Raw genomic sequence first — 19,074 nt, 5'->3', positions numbered from 1 at the left:
CCTCGCGGCCGGCACCTAGGACTGAACGATGGCAACCACGCTCAACCCCTCCGAAATCAGCGACCTGATCAAGACCCGCATCGAGGCGGTCAAGCTGTCCGCAGAGTCGCGCAACGAAGGCTCCGTGACCAGCGTGTCCGACGGCATCGTGCGCATCTTCGGCCTGGCCGACGTGATGCAGGGCGAAATGATCGAACTGCCGAACAACACCTTCGCGCTCGCACTGAACCTGGAGCGCGATTCGGTCGGCGCCGTGGTGCTGGGCGATTACGAAAACCTGCGCGAAGGCGACGTGGCCAAGACCACCGGCCGCATCCTGGAAGTGCCGGTCGGTCCGGAGCTGCTCGGTCGCGTGGTCAACGCGCTGGGCGAGCCGATCGACGGCAAGGGCCCGCTGGGCGCCACCCAGACCGCACCGGTGGAGCGCGTCGCGCCCGGCGTGATCTGGCGCAAGTCGGTCGACCAGCCGGTGCAGACCGGTTACAAGTCGGTCGATGCGATGATTCCGATCGGCCGCGGCCAGCGCGAGCTGGTCATCGGCGACCGTCAGACCGGCAAGACCGCGCTGGCGATCGATGCGGTGATCAACCAGAAGGGCACCGGCATCAAGTGCGTGTATGTGGCGATCGGCCAGAAGGCCTCGACCGTTGCCAACATCGTGCGCAAGCTCGAAGAGAACGGCGCGCTGGCGCACACCGTGGTGGTGGCTGCGACCGCGTCCGAATCGGCCGCGATGCAGTACATCAGCCCGTATGCCGGCTGCACCATGGGCGAGTACTTCATGGACCGCGGCGAAGACGCGCTGATCGTGTACGACGACCTGTCCAAGCAGGCCGTGGCCTACCGCCAGATCTCGCTGCTGCTCAAGCGTCCGCCGGGCCGCGAAGCCTATCCGGGCGACGTGTTCTATCTGCACTCCCGCCTGCTCGAGCGCGCCGCGCGCGTGTCCGAGGAATACGTGGAGAAGTTCACCAACGGTGCGGTGACCGGCAAGACCGGTTCGCTGACCGCGCTGCCAATCATCGAAACGCAGGCCGGCGACGTCTCCGCGTTCGTGCCGACCAACGTGATCTCGATCACCGACGGCCAGATCTTCCTGGAAACCGACCTGTTCAACGCCGGTATCCGCCCGGCCGTGAATGCCGGTATCTCGGTCTCGCGCGTCGGTGGTGCGGCCCAGACCAAGATCATCAAGAAGCTGTCCGGCGGCATCCGTATCTCGCTGGCGCAGTACCGCGAGCTGGCGGCGTTCGCGCAGTTCGCCTCGGACCTGGACGAAGCCACCCGCAAGCAGCTCGAGCGCGGTCAGCGCGTCACCGAGCTGATGAAGCAGAAGCAGTACGCGCCGATGTCCATCGCCAACCAGGCGCTGTCGATCTACGCCGTCAACGAGGGTTACCTCGATGAAGTGCCGGTCAACAAGCTGCTGGCGTTCGAAGAAGGCCTGCACGCGCACTTCGCCAACACCCAGGGTGAGCTGATCTCCAAGATCAACACCACCGGCGGCTGGGACAACGACATCGAAGCTGCATTCAAGAAGGGCATCGAAGAGTTCAAGACCACGGGCAGCTGGTAAATCCGGCTGCGGGAATCGGGAATCGAGAATAGGGAATCGTCAAAGCGGGTTGGCTGTGCCAATTCCCGATTCACGATTCCCCATTCCCACTAAGCGAGCGAAGCGAGCGAGTATGGCAGGCGGACGCGAAATCAAAACCAAGATCAAGAGCGTGCAGAACACCCGCAAGGTGACGCGCGCGCTCGAAATGGTCTCGGCCTCCAAGATCCGCAAGGCGCAGGAGCGCATGAAGACCTCGCGTCCGTATGCGCAGGCGATGAAGCAGGTGATCGGGCATCTGGCGCAGGCCAGCACCGACTACCAGCATCCGTTCCTGGTCGAGCGCGAGCAGGTCAAGCGGGTCGGTTACATCGTGATCTCCTCCGACCGTGGCCTGGCCGGCGGTCTGAACAACAACCTGTTCCGCAAGATGCTGGGCGAAGTGCGTCCATGGCAGGACAAGGGCGCCGAGATCGACGTGGTGACCATTGGTCAGAAGGCGTCCGCCTTCTTCCGCCGCATCAAGGTCAACATGGTCGGCAGCGTCACCCACCTGGGCGACAGCCCGCAGGTGGAGCAGCTGATCGGCGTGATCAAGGTGATGATCGATGCCTACATCGATGGCAAGGTGGACCGCGTCTATCTGGTCTACAACCGCTTTGTGAACACCATGACGCAGAAGGCCAGCTTCGATCAGCTGCTGCCGCTGCCCGCCGCCGAGCACAAGGTGGCGCATCACGATTGGGACTACCTGTACGAACCCGATGCCGCGACCGTGCTGGAGCACGTGATGACGCGTTACATCGAGTCGCTGGTGTACCAGGCCGTGCTGGAAAACGTGGCCTCCGAACATGCCGCGCGCATGGTGGCGATGAAGGCCGCCAGCGACAACGCCAACAAGATGATCGGCACCTTGCAACTGGTCTACAACAAGGCGCGCCAGGCGGCGATCACCCAGGAAATTTCGGAAATCGTCAGCGGCGCGGCCGCCGTATAGCCGGGAATAGGGAATGGAGAATCGGGAATGGTCGAGGCAGCGGCACTTGATCTTCCCAATCCCGAATCCCGTTTCCCTAATCCCGACACAAGAATCGAACAGACATTAGTGGAGTTATCCAAATGAGTCAGGGCAAGATCGTTCAGATCATCGGCGCGGTCGTCGACGTCGAATTCCAGCGCAATGAAGTGCCGAAGGTCTATCACGCGTTGAAGGTCGAAGGCACCGAAATCACCCTGGAAGTGCAGCAGCAGCTCGGCGATGGCGTGGTGCGCACGATTGCGCTCGGCTCCACCGACGGCCTGAAGCGCAACCTCCTGGCCACCAATACCGAGCGTGCGATTTCGGTGCCGGTCGGTGCCGGCACGCTGGGCCGCATTATGGACGTGCTGGGTCGCCCCATCGACGAAGCCGGCGACGTGCAGGCGTCGGACCATTGGGAAATCCATCGCGCTGCGCCGTCGTACGAAGACCAGTCCTCCAGCACCGAGCTGCTGGAAACCGGCATCAAGGTCATCGACCTGATGTGCCCGTTCGCCAAGGGCGGCAAGGTCGGCCTGTTCGGCGGCGCCGGCGTCGGCAAGACCGTCAACATGATGGAGCTGATCAACAACATCGCCAAGGCGCACTCGGGTCTGTCCGTGTTCGCCGGCGTGGGCGAGCGTACCCGCGAGGGCAACGACTTCTACCACGAGATGAAGGACTCCAACGTTCTGGACAAGGTCGCGATGGTGTACGGCCAGATGAACGAGCCGCCGGGCAACCGTCTGCGCGTTGCGCTGACCGGCCTGACCATGGCCGAGTACTTCCGTGACGAGAAGGACGAGAACGGCAAGGGTAAGGACGTGCTGCTGTTCGTGGACAACATCTACCGCTACACGCTGGCCGGTACCGAAGTGTCCGCGCTGCTCGGCCGCATGCCGTCGGCAGTGGGCTACCAGCCGACCCTGGCCGAGGAAATGGGCGTGCTGCAGGAGCGCATCACCTCGACCAAGAGCGGTTCGATCACCTCGATCCAGGCCGTGTACGTGCCCGCGGACGACCTGACCGACCCGTCGCCGGCGACCACCTTCGCCCACTTGGACTCGACGGTGACGCTGAGCCGTAACATCGCCTCGCTGGGTATTTACCCGGCGGTGGATCCGCTGGATTCCACCAGCCGCCAGATGGACCCGCTGGTGATCGGCCACGAGCATTACGACACCGCCCAGCGCGTCCAGCAGACCCTGCAGAAGTACAAGGAACTGAAGGACATCATCGCGATCCTGGGCATGGACGAGCTGAGCGAAGAAGACAAGCAGTCGGTGTCGCGCGCACGCAAGATCGAGCGCTTCTTCAGCCAGCCCTTCCACGTGGCCGAAGTGTTCACCGGCTCGCCGGGCAAGTACGTGTCGCTGAAGGACACCATCCGCGGCTTCAAGGCGATCTGCGACGGCGAATACGACCACCTGCCGGAGCAGGCGTTCTACATGGTCGGCAGCATCGAAGAAGCCGTCGAGAAAGCCAACAAGATGAGCGCCAAGGCCTGATGGATCCCAGCCGCCATGCGGCTGGAATCGGGAATCGGGAATCGGGAATCGTAAAGGCGGGTCATCGGTAGGTCGGAATCGACAGGAAAGGGAAAAGCGTGCAGCCAGCTGCTCTTCCCATTCCCGATTCCCGATTCCCGATTCCCCGCCTCACTACAGTGAGGCACCATGAGCACTATCCGTTGCGACATCGTCAGCGCCGAGAAGGAAATCTTCCACGGTGAGGCGACGCTGGTCGTGGCCACCGGCGAGCTGGGTGAGCTGGGCATCGCGCCCAAGCACGCGCCGCTGATCACGCGCCTGAAGCCGGGCAAGGTGGTGGTCACCACCGCCAGTGGCGAACAGCTGGACTTCGCCATTTCCGGCGGCATCCTGGAAGTGCAGCCGCAGGTGGTGACCGTGCTGGTCGACACCGCAGTGCGTGCACAGGACATCGACGAAGCCGCCGTGCGCAAGGTCAAGGAAGAAGCCGAGCGTCTGCTGGCCAACCGTGGCGACACGGTGGATGTGGCCCAGGCGCAGCGTCAGCTGGCCGAGGCGACGGTGCAGCTGCAGGCACTGGAGCGTCTGCGTCGCAACCTCAAGCACTGATCGATCGCCTGGCCCACGGTCTGTGGGCCAGCGATACGCCTCAGCTGCAATGCCGCCTGCAGATGTGGACCGGAACGCCGACCTTCGTGTCGGCGTTTTCGTTTTTGGAGATGCGCGTGCGCGGCGGAAAGCCGCGTGTGGCGGCCAGCGCGCAAACTGCGTGGCTGGTTGCCATGCAGCGCTTCACTGCGCCATGGCATGGTTACATCCGACGTTGAGGACACTCCCATGACCCGCTCGATCGATGGCTTCCGCGGTTATGCACTGACGTGCACGCTTGCTGTCGCACTGCTGGGCTGCGCGTTGCCGGCGCGCAGCCAGCCGCCGCTGGATTCGCTGCTGGATCGCATCGTGCAGCGCAACGCGATCGGCGATGCGGTGGCGCTGAGCAAGTGGGATAGCGGCAAGCCGGTGCTGGACCAGGCGCGCGAAGCGGCGGTGCTGCAGAGCGTACGTGACCAGGCACCGGCGCATGGACTGGACGCCGAGGATGCGGCCCGTTTTTTTGCCGCGCAGATCGAGGCCAACAAATCGGTGCAGTACGCGCTGTTGAACCATTGGCACGAACGTGGACGCGCGCCGGATACCGCTCGCCCGGATCTGGCCGCACTGCGCGCACGTCTGGATCAGCTGCAGGGCGAGTTGCTCGATGCGCTGGCCGATGCTGCTGGGGCGCGTTCGGCGGCGCAATGCACGACCAACACGGCACGGGCTGCGGCGCACTACGCGGCGCAATGGCAGCTGGATGCCTTGCACCGCGCGGCACTGGTGCGTGGCCTGGGCGACTTCTGTCAGCAGGCACCCGGCAAGACCTAGTCCGGCGTTGCCGGGATAGGGCCGGTGGCGCGACGCGACCGCCGTGATGAGCGGGCGGCGCAGGTCAGCGGGGCGCCGTGCAGCGCTTGCAAGGCCGCCGGTGTGCCGGACCAGTGCCGGTGCGCGGTTGCTGTCGTAGGCAAGGGTGGTGCGTCGGCAGATGCCGCGCTTACGCCTGGATCACGCTGGACTGATGGTTGCGCTAGCGGCGTGGTGAGCGCTTGCCGTGCGCGCGCTGCTGGCGATGAAACGGGCAGCGGCCAGCTGTCTTGGTTTAAACGCTGCGTGCTAGCGCGCTCCAGCCTCGCTAACCGCATCGCGTTCAGCGATACACCACATGCCGGCCAAGAAAGAACGACACGATCGCCAGCCCGCCTTCGACCAGCGGCTTGGCCAGCCAGGCCTGGCGCAGGCCGACCAGATCCACCGTCGCCGACAGCAGCCAGGTGCTGATCAGCGTCAACGCCAGCCACATCACCGCAAAGCGGCGGAAGCGCTGCCAGCCCAGCCGCGCGCCGCTCTGCTGGGCGAAGGTGTAACGGCCATTGAGCCAGAAACCCAGCACCGCGCCGCTGATGCGCCCGAGCAGATTGGCCGGCACCGTCGGCATGCCGGCGGCGGTGGCGGCGATGAAGATGCCGCAGTCCACAGCCAATTGCAGGCCGCCAATCAGGGTGAACTGGCTGCCTTGGCGGAACAGGCTCATGCGTACCGGGGACGAGGAAAGGGCGCCCATCCTAGCGGCCGCAGTGCTTAAAAAGTTGTCATCGCGTGTTGAGGGCATCGAGCGAGTACGCGGTTTTGCATGGCTGCGACTAGAATTTGGCGTATCTCCCGCCTTTGGAATTCTTGATGACCCTGCCCCTGCACGTCGTGATCCTGGCTGCGGGCGAGGGCAAGCGCATGCGCTCGTCCCTGCCCAAGGTGCTGCAGCCGTTGGCGGGCCAGCCGATGTTGGCGCATGTCATCGCCACCGCGCGGCAGCTGCAGCCGGCCGCGGTCCATATCGTCTACGGGCACGGCGGCGACCAGGTGCGCGCGGCATTTGCCGGACAGGCCGATCTGCAGTGGGCCGAGCAACGGCAGCAACTGGGCACCGGCCACGCCGTGCAGCAGGCCATGGATGCGATTCCGGATGCGGCCACCGTGCTGGTGCTGTACGGCGATGTGCCGCTGATCCGCAGCGAGAGCCTGTTGCAGTTGCTGCATGCGCCAGGCCGGATGGCGGTGCTGGTCGCCGAACTCGCCAACCCCACCGGCTACGGACGCATCCTGCGCGATGCCGAAGGCAAGGTGGCGGCGATCATCGAGCAGAAGGACGCTAACGACGAGCAGCGGCGCATCCGCACCATCAACACCGGCATCCTCACCGCCGAATCCACCGCACTGCGGCGTTGGCTGGGCGGGTTGTCCAACAACAATGCACAGGGCGAGTTCTATCTCACCGACGTGTTTGCCAGCGCCGCCGCCGACTTCACGCCGGCCGACATGGTGCATGTGGCCGATCCGCAGGATGTGGAAGGTGCCAACGACCCCTGGCAGCTGGCCCAGCTGGAACGCGCCTGGCAGGCGCGCGCAGCGCGTGCGCTGTGCCTGCAGGGCGTGCGCATGGCCGACCCCGCGCGCGTGGAACAGCGCGGCACGGTGCAGGTGGGACGCGATGTGCAGCTGGATATCGATGTGATTCTGGAAGGCGATGTCACGCTTGGCGACGGCGTGGTGATCGGCCCGTTCGTACGGCTGCGCGATGTGACCCTGGGTGCCGGCACGCAGGTGCGCGCGCACTGCGATCTGGAAGGCGTGGTGACCGAAGGTGCGGTGCAGATCGGCCCGTTCGCGCGTCTGCGCCCTGGCACCGTGCTCGCCGATGGCGTGCATATCGGCAATTTCGTCGAGACCAAGAAGGTCACGATGGGTGTGGGCAGCAAGGCCAATCACCTCACCTACCTGGGCGATGCGGTGATCGGCAGCAAGGTGAACATCGGCGCCGGCACCATCACCTGCAACTACGACGGCGTGAACAAGTCGCAGACCACCATTGGCGACGGCGCGTTCGTCGGCTCCAACAGCGCACTGGTGGCGCCGATCGCCGTCGGTGCCAATGCCACCATCGGTGCGGGCTCGGTGATTACGCGCGATGCGCCGGCCGGCCAGCTCAGCGTCACGCGCGCACGTCAGACCGTGGTCGAAGGCTGGGAGCGGCCGACCAAGAAGTAGCATGGAGCGGTTATCGCGATGCGGGTGAGTGACGCAGCGCAGCCGTGCTGCACGGCGATGCTTGGCCGTGCTGCGGGTAACGACGGAAGGTGCACGATGCTGCGACGTCCACATACGGTGTTGATCCTCCTCCTTGGCGTGCCACTGCTGCAGTCAGGCGTTGCAGCGGCGGCAAGTTATCGGCTGTATCTGGCGCCCGATGGCGATGATGCGGCGGCGGGCACCGCGCCTTCGACGGCATTGCGCAGTCTCGACGCCGCGCAGCAACGCCTGGTCGAACGACGGCCAGCAGGGGACGTGGAGGTGGTGATCGCCCCGGGCACCTATCTTCAACAGTCGGTGCAATGGACCTTTGCCAACGGCGCGCCGATCCGCTTCATCGCCGCTGCTGGCGCTGCCAGCCCGCCGCTCTTCGATGGACACGGTGGCGCGACCTGGTTCGCCTTGAAACGTGGTCGAAATGCGCCGACGCGGCTGACCTTCGAGGGGTTGAAGGTCAGCAACTACTGGATGGCGCTGGATCTGGGCAGCAGCAAGGCCGCCGAGGACGGCAATGGCGGCAACACGATCCGCAACATGCAGTTCGAGCGGATCGGTGGGCGCTATGGTCGTAGCACCGAGGCCGCGTACTCGTTTGCGGCGATCCGGCTGCAGCAGTCGCGCGATAGCCGCATCGAACACAATCGCTTCGTGTCGATCGAAAACGACACCGACACCTCGGGCTTCATCCATGCGCTGTATCTGGCGCGGCACTCGTCCGGTAACCGGATCGAAGGCAATACGTTTGTGGATGTCAACGGCGATGCAGTGCGTACGCGCGATGCGTCCGATCGGACCTATGTCGGCGGCAACCACTTCCTCAGGGCCGGCAAGTACGCCGCGTTTTCGGACTGGTTCAAGGCCGATGGAGAGTGCCCCTCGCAGGGTGGCGAGTTCGTTGGCAATACCGTCGGCATCGGGTATTACCGCGCCATCGATGCGACCAGGACCACCGGCGCAGACGATGCGTGTGGCGCGCTGAAACAGCCGCGCATTGCAGAGAGCGGCACGCTGAAACCCGATTGACGGCGCGGTGGTGGCAGGGCGGGGGTGCGCGTTCTTACACTCGGTGTCCGCGCGGCGGGGTGGTCTTGCCGGGCTTGGCGACCGATCAGTGAGCTGCGCTGGACGAGGCGTTGGACGGGTCGAAAATGTCTGGCTATGCAGCCGATGCCGACGGCAGCAACAAGGTCACGCACAGGCCGCCTTGCTCGCGGTTATGCAGCGAAATACGCCCGCCATGCGCTTCGGCGATCTCGCGGGTGAGCGCAAGCCCCAGCCCGGTTCCATTGCGTTTGGTCGAATAGAACGGCATCAGTGCATTGTGCAGCACCGCTTCGTTCATGCCATTGCCACGGTCGAGCACTTCGATCCGCAGCCACTGCGGTAAGCGTGTCACGCGCACTGCAACCTCGCTATTGGGCGGTTGCGCTTCGCTGCAGGCCTCGTGTGCATTCTTGAGCAGATTGAGCATGGCCTGTTCGACCTGCGCTGCATCGATGCGGCTGCTGACACTGCTGATCTCGCCCTGCAACTGGAACGGGATCTGTTGTCGCAGCCGTTCGAGGAACGGCGCCCATTCGATGGTCTGCAATTGCGGCTGCGGCAGCTTGGCAAAGCGCGCGTAGCCGCGAATGAAGCCTTCCAGATGACGCGCGCGCTCTTCGATGGTTTCGAAGACCGTGCCCAGACGGTCGGTGCGCTCGCGGCGCAGCAGCTCGGCGCCGGAATGCGCCAGCGAGGCGATCGGTGCGAGCGAGTTGTTCAATTCATGGCTGATCACGCGGATGACCTTTTTCCAGGTCTGCACTTCCTGCCGTCGCAACTCGGTGGTCAGGGTGCGGATCAGCAGCAACTCGTGGCCGCGGCCATTGAGGTGGAAGCTGCGCCGCGACAGGTGGTAGATCTGCTCGTCGTCCTCGTCATCACCGTCCTCGCGTACTGCGAACAGGCAGTCGCCGCCACGCGCCAGCGCATCGCGCAGTTCGCCTGGCATGCGTTCGAGCACGTCGTCCAGATGCTGGCCTTCGAGCTTGCGTCCGTCATGCAATAGCTTGCGCGCGGCGTTGTTGGAAAACCCGATGCGGCGCAGGCCATCGCCGCCGGCGACCACCAGCAGCATTGCCACGGGGGTGTTCTGCAGCATGGTGTCGAGCATCAACTCGCGTTGCACCAGGTCGCGTCGCTGTGCGCGCAGCACATCGCCCAGTTCGGAATGCGCCTGCACAAGCTGCGCCAGTTCGTCGCTGCCGCGCCAGTACACGCCGAAGTTGTATTCGCCATCGCGGTAGCTGCTGGTGGTGCCGGCCAGGGCGCGGAACAGCGAGCGCATCGGCGCGGTGGCGCGGATGAGGCTGAACCACATCGCGGCCAGCACAACGACGACCGAAATCGCAGCGACCTGCCAGCCGCGATCCAGCCAGTACGCCATGAACCACGGCAGGGCGGCGGCCAGTGCAAGCACCGGCAACAGCCTTAGAAACAGGGTGAACGTGAAGGAGCGATGCCACATGCGCGCAGTCATTCCGATCTGATGCCGTAACGGTCCATGCGCCGGTACAGCGCCTGTCGGCTCAGTCCCAGTTCGGCAGCGGCCTGTGCGATCACGCCTTGCGCGCGCGCCAGGGCCTGTTCGATGCGTGCGCGATCCGGCTCGCCGGCGACTGCCGCCACCGGCCGCGCTGCGGTGGCGCGCGGCATGTTCAAATCGCTGGCTTCGATCCGCGCGCCTTGCGCAAGCAGCGACGCACGTTGCAGCACGTTGCGCAGCTCGCGCACATTGCCCGGCCAGGCGTGTCGCTGCAGCGCATCGCGTGCTTGCGCAGACAACGGTTTGCCGCCTGCCAGGAAGTGCTCGGCCAGTGGCGCGATGTCGCCCGGGCGCTCGGCCAGGGCGGGCAGCGCGATTTCCACCGTGTTGAGACGGTAATACAGATCCTCGCGGAAGCTGCCGTCGCGGATCATCGACGGCAGATCGGCATTGGTGGCGCTGATCACCCGCACCTTGGCGTGGCGCTCGCGGTTGGAGCCCAGCCGCTCATAGCGACCGGTTTCCAGCACACGCAGCAATTTCATCTGGCCCGCCAGCGGCAGGTTGCCGATTTCGTCCAGGAACAGGGTGCCGCCGTCGGCCGCTTCGAACTTGCCTTCGCGCGCCTTGTTGGCACCGGTGTAGGCGCCGGCTTCGGCACCGAACAATTCCGCCTCGATCAATTCGCCCGGCAGGGCGCCGCAGTTGAGCGCGATGAAGGGGCCGCGCTTGTTGACCGAATTGGCCTGGATGATCTCGGCGATCTTCTCCTTGCCGCTGCCGTTGGGGCCGGTGATCAGGACCGGCAACTCCGAACGTGCGACCTGACAGGCGAGCGCGATGGCGCGTTCGCTGGCGGGGTCGGCGAACACCGCGCCGCGCAGATCGTAGCGCTGTGTCAGTTGCTCGCGACCACGGTGCTCGCGTTCGCGGCGGCGCGCGAGCTCGCGGCGCGCTTCGGATAGCTCCAGCAGGTTGTTGACCGTGGTGAGGAGCTTGGTGTCGTCCCACGGTTTGGCGATGTAATCGGCGGCGCCCGCCTTGACCAGCCCGACCGCGCTACCCAGGTGAGTCCAGGCCGTGAGCAGGATCACCGGCAGGTCCGGGTGGCGCTGACGGATCTGGGCGAACAACGCTTCGCCTTCCTCGCCGGAGGTGGTGTCGGCGGTGAAATTCATGTCCTGGATCACCAGGTCGAACGCCTGCTCGTCCAGCAGCGCCAACCCGGCCTGCGGCGAATGCGCGTGCCGCGCCTCGATGTCGTGCAAGGAAAACAGCACCTCCAGCGCGGTGGCTACCGCGGTGTTGTCGTCGATGATCAGGATCTGCGGCATTGCGCGCTCGTAAGGCGAAAGGTGTCGGGGGAGAAAATACTCGCCACAGCATAAGGCGCAAGCCGGTGTCGATGGCAACGGACGTTGCGGCTGCAGAGTGCCCCGCCGTAGTTGGTGGTCATGCGACAGGTCAGCATGTGCCCCGGCCGCAAGCGAGGGCTACCGCACCCGTTATGGCGGCGCCGGTGGCGCAGGCGCCAGCGGCGTATACGTCGGTGCGGTCCAGGTCAGGCTCATCCGTGCCTGACCTGGACCTGCACTGGTCGGCCGGCCGCAGCGCGCAATATGTGCAGCGGATCTTCCAGGCTGGCGATGCTGCGGCCATCGGCTGCGCGCAGCGGGCCGCCCTGGCGCAGCTGCAGTGCCAGCGTGTCGCTGGCCTGCATGACCAGCAGGCCGGCGGCTGTGGCGATCAGTGTCAGCGTCTGTGCGTTGTGGCGCCAGCGCAGTTGATGATCGTCGATGCGCAGCACGGTGCGCTCGGTCACCTCGCTACCGGTCTGCGTGACGGCGCGCGCGCAGGCGCTACTGCCGGCATGCAGCGCGCCGATCATCGCAGCGATGGCGAATACACCGGCGCCGCTGCAGGGATGGACGATCGGTCGCATGGGGAGACGCTCCTTGGGAGGGATGCATCGCGGTTTGTCGGCGGGGGCAGCAGACCAGCGGCCGGCAGCGCCGGACGCCAGGGCGTGGCGATGGGCTTGAGGCAGCGTCCCATGCCCTGCTCAGGCGGTGCGCGTGGCCACTGCCGGCGGCACCAACGCCGCGCGACGTGCGGGCCAGAACACCGCGATCTGGCCTAGCAGCCACAACGTGAGCGCACCGATCGGTAGATAGATCAATGGCAAACGCGGCAATTCATAACGCGCCATCAGCCATACGTTGATCGAGTAAGCCAGCAGCATGCCCAGCACGATACCGACCGAGGCCAGCAGGAAGTTCTCGATCTGGAAGTAGCGCAGGATCTGTCCACGCGTTGCGCCCAGTGCACGGCGGATGCCGATCTGCTTGGTACGCTGCTGCACCCAGAAACTGGCAAGACCGACGATGCCCAGCGCGGTGACGATCAGCAGGGCAATGCTCATGGTGACCAGCAACCAGGCCATGGAGCGGTCCTGGCGATAGAACTCTTTGCGCATCTCCTCCAATGTCTCAGGACGGTCGATGATACGGCTGTTGCTGTTCTTCTCCAGAACCGCCAATGCCTCGCGCATGACCTCCTGACGCCGTGCCGGATCGGTCCGCAGCAGATAGCGTCCGCCTTCGTTATAAGGGATCTTGACCGGTGTCAGCATCGCGTCGTCGTAAGCGGCGGCGCCGCCGTAGTCATTGACGCGTGCCATGTGTTCCACGATCCCTACTACCTTCATCGGGCTCGTACCCCGATACACCGATTTCCCCAATGCAGACTGGTCCGGGAACAGCTTGTCTGCCGCGCTCTTGGTGAGAATGACGCTCGGTACCGTCGCAGCCTGGTCATCCGACCAACTGAACTCCCCTTCGGTGAAACGACGCCCCTGCACCAGCGTGAGTCCCATCGTGTCGAAAGTCTGCATATCGCCGTTGTAATCATTGACGTTGATGCTGGCGCTTGGCTGGTCGGCTGCCAGCTTGAGCCCGCTGATCCACATGCTTCCACCGAAAACCACCTGGCTGACGCTGGATGCGGACTTGACGCCGGGAATACTGCGCAACGCCGCCAGGTCGGTGTCGGTGAGCGCTCTTGCATTTTCATCCTGACCAATCCCGCTGAGGGTCAGTGTCACAAGCTCGCTCTCAGCCAGACCACTGGGACGCTGCATGCGGTCCAGGCGATGACTGATCAAAAACAACGCATTGGAGATGATCGCGCAGCTGAGTGCGACCTCCAGTACGATCAGCGCGGCTGCAGTCTTGTGGCGACGCAGGGTGGAAAGAATGGGACGAATTTCCATGGACGGTTCCTAGAGGGTTGCTGGCCGACGGCTGCCATACGGCAGCGCTGCCCTATGCATCACTGCGCTTTGAGCTGGATGGCGGGAGGAATGGTGCAGGCGCGCCATGCCGGGAGCAGGCCGGCCACTACGCTGGCCAGTAAGGCAAGCACGAAGGTCGTCAGCAACATCAACGGATCAAGATGGGCGAGCTCGGCATAGCCGGTAGGTTGCTGCCGCACGCCCCACAAGCCGAGCGCGGCAAGGCCAAGCCCGAGTACACCGCCTGCCAGTCCGATCGTGCCGGCTTCGACCAGTGCCTGCGCGAAGACACTGCGCCTGGTCGCGCCAAGCGCTCGCCGTACACCGATTTCGCCACTGCGGCGCATGAATTTGGCCAATAACAATCCAATGGTGTTGAGCAGGCACACCAGCAGAAAACCAAAGGCCAACCAGGTCTGCAGACGTACGTCGCTTGGCACCACTTTCTTGAAGTCCAGCCATTCCATCACGTTGCGCAATTCCACCTGATTTGGCCGCTGGAAGCGTCCATTGCGTCGCTGCTGATCTGAATAATTCTCGAGATACTGCCGGTATGCCTCCACCTTTTGTGTACTGTCGAGTTGAACCCAGTACTGCACCCAGGAGCATGGCGCATTTACATCGTTCTCAGTCAGGCTGTCGCCCCAGCAGGTACGCGAGGAACTGTTCGCAAGTTTTAGATCGATAAAGGTCGCAAACGGAACGAAAAGCTGTTCGGGCTTTCCGTAACCACGATTGTTCAGATCGTAGAACTTCGGCTTCAGATTCCAGTCGCGGAGAACACCGACGATACGCAGCGCGTGGCGGTCCACTTGTACCGTGCGACCCACGCTGTTTTCTCCGTTGAAGAGTTTCTTGTTGAGAGCCTCGGAAATCACCGCGACGCGTGCGCGACCATTGTCGTCGTCTGCCGTCCAGGCGCGCCCGTAAAGAAACGGGGCCTGGAACATCGGAAAGAAATCTGCGGAGGCGTACGTTGCCTGCAGCGTCATTGGCCGCAACGCGCGGTTGTCAGGCTCCAGCGCAACACTGCCGCGTGCCAGCATGACCTGGCGATCACCCCGCTTCTCACGCAGAAGTGCCTCGGCATCGAAGCGGGTCAGTTGATCAAGCGCATCGTCTTCCTGAAAGCCAAGCGAGCGTGGGTCCAGCTGCGGATGAAACAGGGTCTGGCTTTTGCCAGGAATCGGATCGCCCGATAGCACATAGAACACCGTCAAGGTGGTCATGCTGGCGCCGATGCCGAGCGCGATCGCAAGCACCATCAGCGCGGTCAGCACCTTGTTGCGGCGGAAGCTGCGCACCGCCAGATTGAAGTAATAGCCGAACATAGAAGTGCGCCTTATTCGGCCAGGGTGGGTGCGCTGTCGCGCGAGCGCATCAGCGCGGGGTTGCGTTCCAGATCGGTGGCCTGACCGTCGACGATATGGACGTTGCGTTGCGCGCGTGCGGCCAGTTCCGGGTCGTGGGTGACCATCACGATGGTGGTGCCCTGGCTGTTGATCTCTTCCAGCAGTTCCATCACCCCGCGTGCCATTTGCGAGTCGAGGTTGCCGGTGGGTTCGTCAGCCAGCAGCAAACGTGGACTGCCAGCCAGTGCACGCGCAATGGCGGCACGCTGCTGCTGGCCACCGGACAACTCGGTGGGGTAGTGCTTCAGGCGCGAGCCCAGGCCGACCTTGGTCAAGGCCTCTTCGATGCGCTGCTTGCGCTCGGCCGCCGCCATGCCGCGATAGCGCAGCGGCACATCGACGTTGTCGAACAGGTTGAGATCGGGAATCAGGTTGAAGCCCTGGAAGATGAAACCGATCTTGCGGTTGCGCAGCCGCGAACGCGCGTCGTCGGACAGATGGCTGACGTCTTCGCCGTCGAGCAGGTACTGCCCACTGGTGAAGGTCTCCAGCAGCCCGGCCAGGTTGAGGAAGGTGGTCTTGCCCGAGCCGGAAGGGCCGGTGACGGCGACGAATTCGCCCTCGCGCACATGCAGGTCCAGCGAGCGCAGCGCGTGCGTTTCCACCTGTTCGGTGCGGAAGACCTTGGAGACCGATTGCATCTTGAGCATTGCCGAGTCCTTTGCGAGAGAGGTGTGCGAAAGAGATTGAGCGTGACGGCTGCGACGTGGCGCGTAGTCGCCGGGGTGTGGAGGCTGCAGGGTTAGCGTTTCTAGTGAACGGTGACGCGCGGTGCATCCCCGAAGTTGTCTGCGCCGGACACCACCACGCGGTCGCCGACCTGCAGGCCGGACAGCACCTGCACCTCGCCCAGGCTGCTGACACCCATGCGCACCGGTCGGCGCACCGCGGTGTTGCCGTCCATGACGTAGGCGTAGCTGCCGCCGGATTGTTCGACGAACGGGCCACGTTCGACCTTGAGCACGTTGCGGCGGGTATCCATCACCACCCGCGCGCTCATGCGCTGGCTCTGGCGCAGGCCCGGCGGCTGCTTGTCGGCAAAGCGGATGCGCGCGGTGACCTCGCCGTTGACCACTTCCGGCGACACCGCCGAGATGGCGCCGGGGAACGGCTCGCCGCTGCCGCTGGTGAGCTGGGCCGGCATGCCGATGGCGAGGTCGCGCGCGAAGCTTTCCGGCACCTTGATCTCGACTTCGAACTTGGACAGGTCCACCACGCCCAGGATCGGCGCGTTTGCCGCGACCTGGGTGTGCTGCACCGCCTGCACCTGGCCGACCTGGCCGTCGAACGGCGCCAGCAGGGTGAGCGCATCGACCTGGCGCTGCACTTCGGCCACCACCGCGCGCTGGCGGTCGGCCAGTAGGCGCTTGTTGCGCGAATCCAGGTCCGCACCCTGGCTCTTCAACGATGCGTCGCGCTCGGCATGCTGCAGATCGATGTCGGTCTTCTTCAGGGTGTCCTGCGCCTTGGCCAGTTCCACCTGCGGCACGGCGCCGCCATCAAAGCCGCGCTGGTAGCGCTCCAGGTCGCGTGCGGCGGCCTGCTTGTCGATCTTGGCCTGGTCGGTGAGCTTGCTGGCGGTGGCGCGGGCGAGCGTGGCATCCAGCCCGGCGCGGCTGGACTCGGCTTCCAGCCCGGCCAGCGTGGCCTGCTCCTGCGCCAGTTTGCTGCGCAGCTCCGGGCTGTCGATGCGCGCCAGCTCCTGGCCCTGCTTGACCACGTCGCCGGCCACCACGCTCAGCGTCACCGTACCGGCCGAGATTGCGTACAGCACCGGGCTGTTGGCGGCGATGACGCGGCCGTCGGCGGCGATGTCGCGCACCAGGTCGCCCTGGCTGACCGTGGCGATGCGTACCCGGCTGGCATCGAAGGAGCGGCTGCCGGCGCTCCAGGCAGTGATCGCCCAACCGATGCCGGCCAATACCGCCACGCTGGCGACGCCGGGCCACAGCCAGCGACGCCACGGCGCGTTGCCGGCGGGTGTACGAAGAACCTGGTCCTGGGCAGAGGTGTCACGAATCATGGTCGGCGTGCTCGGTGGCGTCATGCTGACAAAGCAGGCTACGTGCCAACTTCCAAGTGGCTGATATCAAAGGTGTTCTGGCCAATGCGGCGGGTGTCCGCAGTGTCCGCGGACACCTATGCGGACACGCTGTCCGGGCACGGTCATGCAGTGGACAAGAGCGGACACGCTAAAATGCCGGTCTTCTTTCCAAATGAGCTGTCCCTATGTGCGGCATTGTCGGAGCGATCGCCGGGCGCGATGTGGTCCCGGTCCTGATCGAAGGACTCAAGCGTCTGGAATATCGAGGCTATGACTCTTCCGGCATTGCGGTGCTCGACGGCGACCGGGTCCGCCGCGTGCGCCGCACCGGGCGCGTGGCCGAGATGGCGCAGGCGGCGCAGGCCGAACAGTTCGGCGCCACGCTGGGCATCGGCCACACCCGCTGGGCCACCCACGGCGGCGTCACCGAGGCCAACGCGCACCCGCATATCAGTGCGGGCGTGGCGCTGGTGCATAACGGCATCATCGAAAACCACGAGCAGCAGCGCGAGAAGCTGCGTGCACTCGGCTATACCTTCGAGTCGCAGACCGACACCGAAGTCATCGCCCATCTGATCCATCACCATCTGGCCGACGCCGGCGATCTGCTCAGTGCGCTGCAGCGCACGGTCAAGGAGCTGACCGGTGCCTACGCGCTGGCGGTGATGAGTCAGGCCGAGCCGGAACGCTTCGTCTGCGCACGCATGGGCTGCCCGTTGCTGATCGGGGTGGGGGAGGGCGAGAACTTCGTCGCCTCCGACGTGTCGGCCATCGTGCAGGCGACCCGCCAGGTGATCTTCCTGGAAGAGGGCGATACTGCCGAGCTGCGTCGCGATGGCGTGCGCATCTTCGATGCCCACGACGCCCCGGTCGAGCGCCCGCTGCATCTGTCCGATATCTCGCTGGCATCGCTGGAGCTTGGGCCGTTTCGCCATTTCATGCAGAAGGAAATCCACGAGCAGCCGCGTGCACTGGCCGACACCATCGAAGCGGCGATCGATGCGAAGGGTTTCCCGGCATCGCTGTTCGGTGCCAACGCAGAAGCGGTGTTGCGCGACATCGAAGGCGTGCAGATCCTGGCCTGCGGCACCAGCTATTACGCCGGCCTGACCGCGCGCTACTGGATCGAGGCGATCGCCGGGCTGCCGTGCAGCGTGGAGATCGCCAGCGAATACCGTTACCGCGCCGCGTATGCCAACCCGAAACATCTGATCGTCACCATCTCCCAGTCCGGCGAAACCCTGGACACGATGGAGGCGCTGAAATACGCCAAATCGCTTGGCCACCTGCATACGCTGTCGATCTGCAACGTGCCCGAAAGCGCGATCCCGCGCGCCAGCGAACTGGTCTGCTACACGCGCGCCGGTGCCGAAATCGGCGTGGCCTCGACCAAGGCATTCACCACCCAGCTGGCGGTGCTGTTCCAGCTCACCATGGTGCTGGGCAAGTTGCAGGGCCGCATCGGCGAGGCCGAAGAGGCCGACTATCTGGAGCAGCTGCGTTTCCTGCCCGGCAGCGTGCAGCACGCGCTGAATCTGGAGCCGCAGATCATGGCCTGGGCCGAGCGGTTTTCGCCGAAGGAAAACGCGCTGTTCCTCGGTCGCGGCCTGCATTACCCGATCGCGCTGGAAGGTGCGCTCAAGCTCAAGGAAATCTCGTATATCCACGCCGAAGCGTATCCGGCCGGCGAGTTGAAGCACGGCCCGCTGGCACTGGTGGATGCAACGATGCCGGTGGTCGTGATCGCACCGAACGACCGGCTGCTGGAGAAGGTCAAATCCAATATGCAGGAAGTGCGCGCCCGCGGCGGCGAGCTGTTCGTGTTCGCCGACCAGGACAGCCATTTCAGCGAATCCGAGGGCGTGCACGTGATCCGCACCCCGCGTCATGCCGGCGTGCTGTCGCCGGTGATCCACACCATCCCGGTGCAGTTGCTGGCATATCACACCGCATTGGCGCGCGGCACCGACGTCGACAAGCCGCGCAACCTGGCCAAGTCGGTGACGGTGGAGTAAGCGCGGCCCACACACCCGCTGCGCCGTCGAGCGGTCG

At 64.8% G+C, this 19,074-nt stretch carries 16 protein-coding genes; 8 read left to right on the top strand and 8 right to left on the bottom strand.

What is annotated here, in order from left to right; genetic code table 11:
• Positions 1 to 28: 28 nt before the first annotated feature.
• From atpA to FHY19_RS06645, 5 genes are all read left to right on the top strand, one after another.
• Positions 29 to 1,576, top strand: coding sequence for a F0F1 ATP synthase subunit alpha (gene atpA / locus FHY19_RS06665; RefSeq protein ID WP_115003856.1), 1,548 nt, complete (start codon positions 29 to 31; stop codon positions 1,574 to 1,576).
• A 112-nt stretch (positions 1,577 to 1,688) separates the two neighbouring features.
• A complete protein-coding gene (atpG, locus tag FHY19_RS06660) occupies positions 1,689 to 2,552 on the top strand; it encodes a F0F1 ATP synthase subunit gamma (RefSeq protein WP_259163123.1) in 864 nt (287 codons plus the stop codon).
• Positions 2,553 to 2,674: 122 nt separating this feature from the next.
• Positions 2,675 to 4,081: a F0F1 ATP synthase subunit beta gene (gene atpD, locus FHY19_RS06655; RefSeq protein WP_046963369.1), complete on the top strand. Its 1,407-nt coding sequence runs from the start codon at positions 2,675 to 2,677 to the stop codon at positions 4,079 to 4,081.
• Between the two features lie 168 nt (positions 4,082 to 4,249).
• A complete protein-coding gene (locus FHY19_RS06650; RefSeq protein ID WP_005992065.1) occupies positions 4,250 to 4,672 on the top strand; it encodes a F0F1 ATP synthase subunit epsilon in 423 nt (140 codons plus the stop codon).
• Positions 4,673 to 4,900: 228 nt separating this feature from the next.
• The gene (locus FHY19_RS06645; protein ID WP_259163122.1) at positions 4,901 to 5,488 is read left to right on the top strand and encodes a chorismate mutase; all 588 of its coding nucleotides are present in this window, start codon (positions 4,901 to 4,903) and stop codon (positions 5,486 to 5,488) included.
• Positions 5,489 to 5,810: 322 nt separating this feature from the next.
• Here the strand turns inward: FHY19_RS06645 and FHY19_RS06640 are convergent, their stop codons facing one another.
• Positions 5,811 to 6,194: a GtrA family protein gene (locus FHY19_RS06640; RefSeq protein ID WP_259163121.1), complete on the bottom strand. Its 384-nt coding sequence runs from the start codon at positions 6,192 to 6,194 to the stop codon at positions 5,811 to 5,813.
• Positions 6,195 to 6,340: 146 nt separating this feature from the next.
• Here FHY19_RS06640 and glmU point away from each other — a divergent pair, with 146 nt between their 5' ends.
• Both glmU and FHY19_RS06630 read left to right on the top strand, forming a co-directional pair.
• Complete coding sequence (gene glmU / locus FHY19_RS06635; protein WP_259163120.1) at positions 6,341 to 7,705, top strand: bifunctional UDP-N-acetylglucosamine diphosphorylase/glucosamine-1-phosphate N-acetyltransferase GlmU; 1,365 nt, start codon at positions 6,341 to 6,343, stop codon at positions 7,703 to 7,705.
• A gap of 96 nt (positions 7,706 to 7,801) precedes the next feature.
• Positions 7,802 to 8,770: a right-handed parallel beta-helix repeat-containing protein gene (locus FHY19_RS06630; protein WP_259163119.1), complete on the top strand. Its 969-nt coding sequence runs from the start codon at positions 7,802 to 7,804 to the stop codon at positions 8,768 to 8,770.
• 133 nt (positions 8,771 to 8,903) lie between these two features.
• Here the strand turns inward: FHY19_RS06630 and FHY19_RS06625 are convergent, their stop codons facing one another.
• From FHY19_RS06625 to FHY19_RS06595, 7 genes are all read right to left on the bottom strand, one after another.
• Complete coding sequence (locus tag FHY19_RS06625; RefSeq protein ID WP_259156628.1) at positions 8,904 to 10,256, bottom strand: HAMP domain-containing sensor histidine kinase; 1,353 nt, start codon at positions 10,254 to 10,256, stop codon at positions 8,904 to 8,906.
• Between the two features lie 8 nt (positions 10,257 to 10,264).
• Positions 10,265 to 11,608: a sigma-54 dependent transcriptional regulator gene (locus FHY19_RS06620; RefSeq protein ID WP_259163118.1), complete on the bottom strand. Its 1,344-nt coding sequence runs from the start codon at positions 11,606 to 11,608 to the stop codon at positions 10,265 to 10,267.
• 233 nt (positions 11,609 to 11,841) lie between these two features.
• The gene (locus FHY19_RS06615) at positions 11,842 to 12,216 is read right to left on the bottom strand and encodes a hypothetical protein (RefSeq protein ID WP_259163117.1); all 375 of its coding nucleotides are present in this window, start codon (positions 12,214 to 12,216) and stop codon (positions 11,842 to 11,844) included.
• 120 nt (positions 12,217 to 12,336) lie between these two features.
• Positions 12,337 to 13,545, bottom strand: coding sequence for an FtsX-like permease family protein (locus FHY19_RS06610; RefSeq protein WP_259163116.1), 1,209 nt, complete (start codon positions 13,543 to 13,545; stop codon positions 12,337 to 12,339).
• A 59-nt stretch (positions 13,546 to 13,604) separates the two neighbouring features.
• The gene (locus FHY19_RS06605; RefSeq protein ID WP_259163115.1) at positions 13,605 to 14,897 is read right to left on the bottom strand and encodes an ABC transporter permease; all 1,293 of its coding nucleotides are present in this window, start codon (positions 14,895 to 14,897) and stop codon (positions 13,605 to 13,607) included.
• An 11-nt stretch (positions 14,898 to 14,908) separates the two neighbouring features.
• Entirely contained in the window at positions 14,909 to 15,628 is a 720-nt protein-coding gene (locus FHY19_RS06600) for an ABC transporter ATP-binding protein (protein WP_046963361.1), read from the bottom strand.
• Positions 15,629 to 15,729: 101 nt separating this feature from the next.
• Positions 15,730 to 17,001 (bottom strand): efflux RND transporter periplasmic adaptor subunit, encoded by a 1,272-nt coding sequence (locus FHY19_RS06595; protein WP_259156614.1) that lies wholly within the window; start codon positions 16,999 to 17,001, stop codon positions 15,730 to 15,732.
• A gap of 206 nt (positions 17,002 to 17,207) precedes the next feature.
• Between FHY19_RS06595 and glmS the strand changes: the two genes are divergently transcribed.
• Positions 17,208 to 19,037 carry a glutamine--fructose-6-phosphate transaminase (isomerizing) gene (gene glmS / locus FHY19_RS06590; protein ID WP_259163114.1) on the top strand — a complete coding sequence of 610 codons (1,830 nt, stop codon included), beginning with the start codon at positions 17,208 to 17,210 and terminating at the stop codon, positions 19,035 to 19,037.
• Positions 19,038 to 19,074: the final 37 nt, after the last annotated feature.

Origin of the sequence: Xanthomonas sp. 4461 (genome assembly GCF_024806475.1) — a bacterium.
GTDB classification, from domain to species: domain Bacteria; phylum Pseudomonadota; class Gammaproteobacteria; order Xanthomonadales; family Xanthomonadaceae; genus Xanthomonas; species Xanthomonas arboricola_F.
The sequence above is the reverse complement of the archived record's forward strand: the minus strand, read 5'-3'. Positions and strand labels throughout refer to the sequence as shown.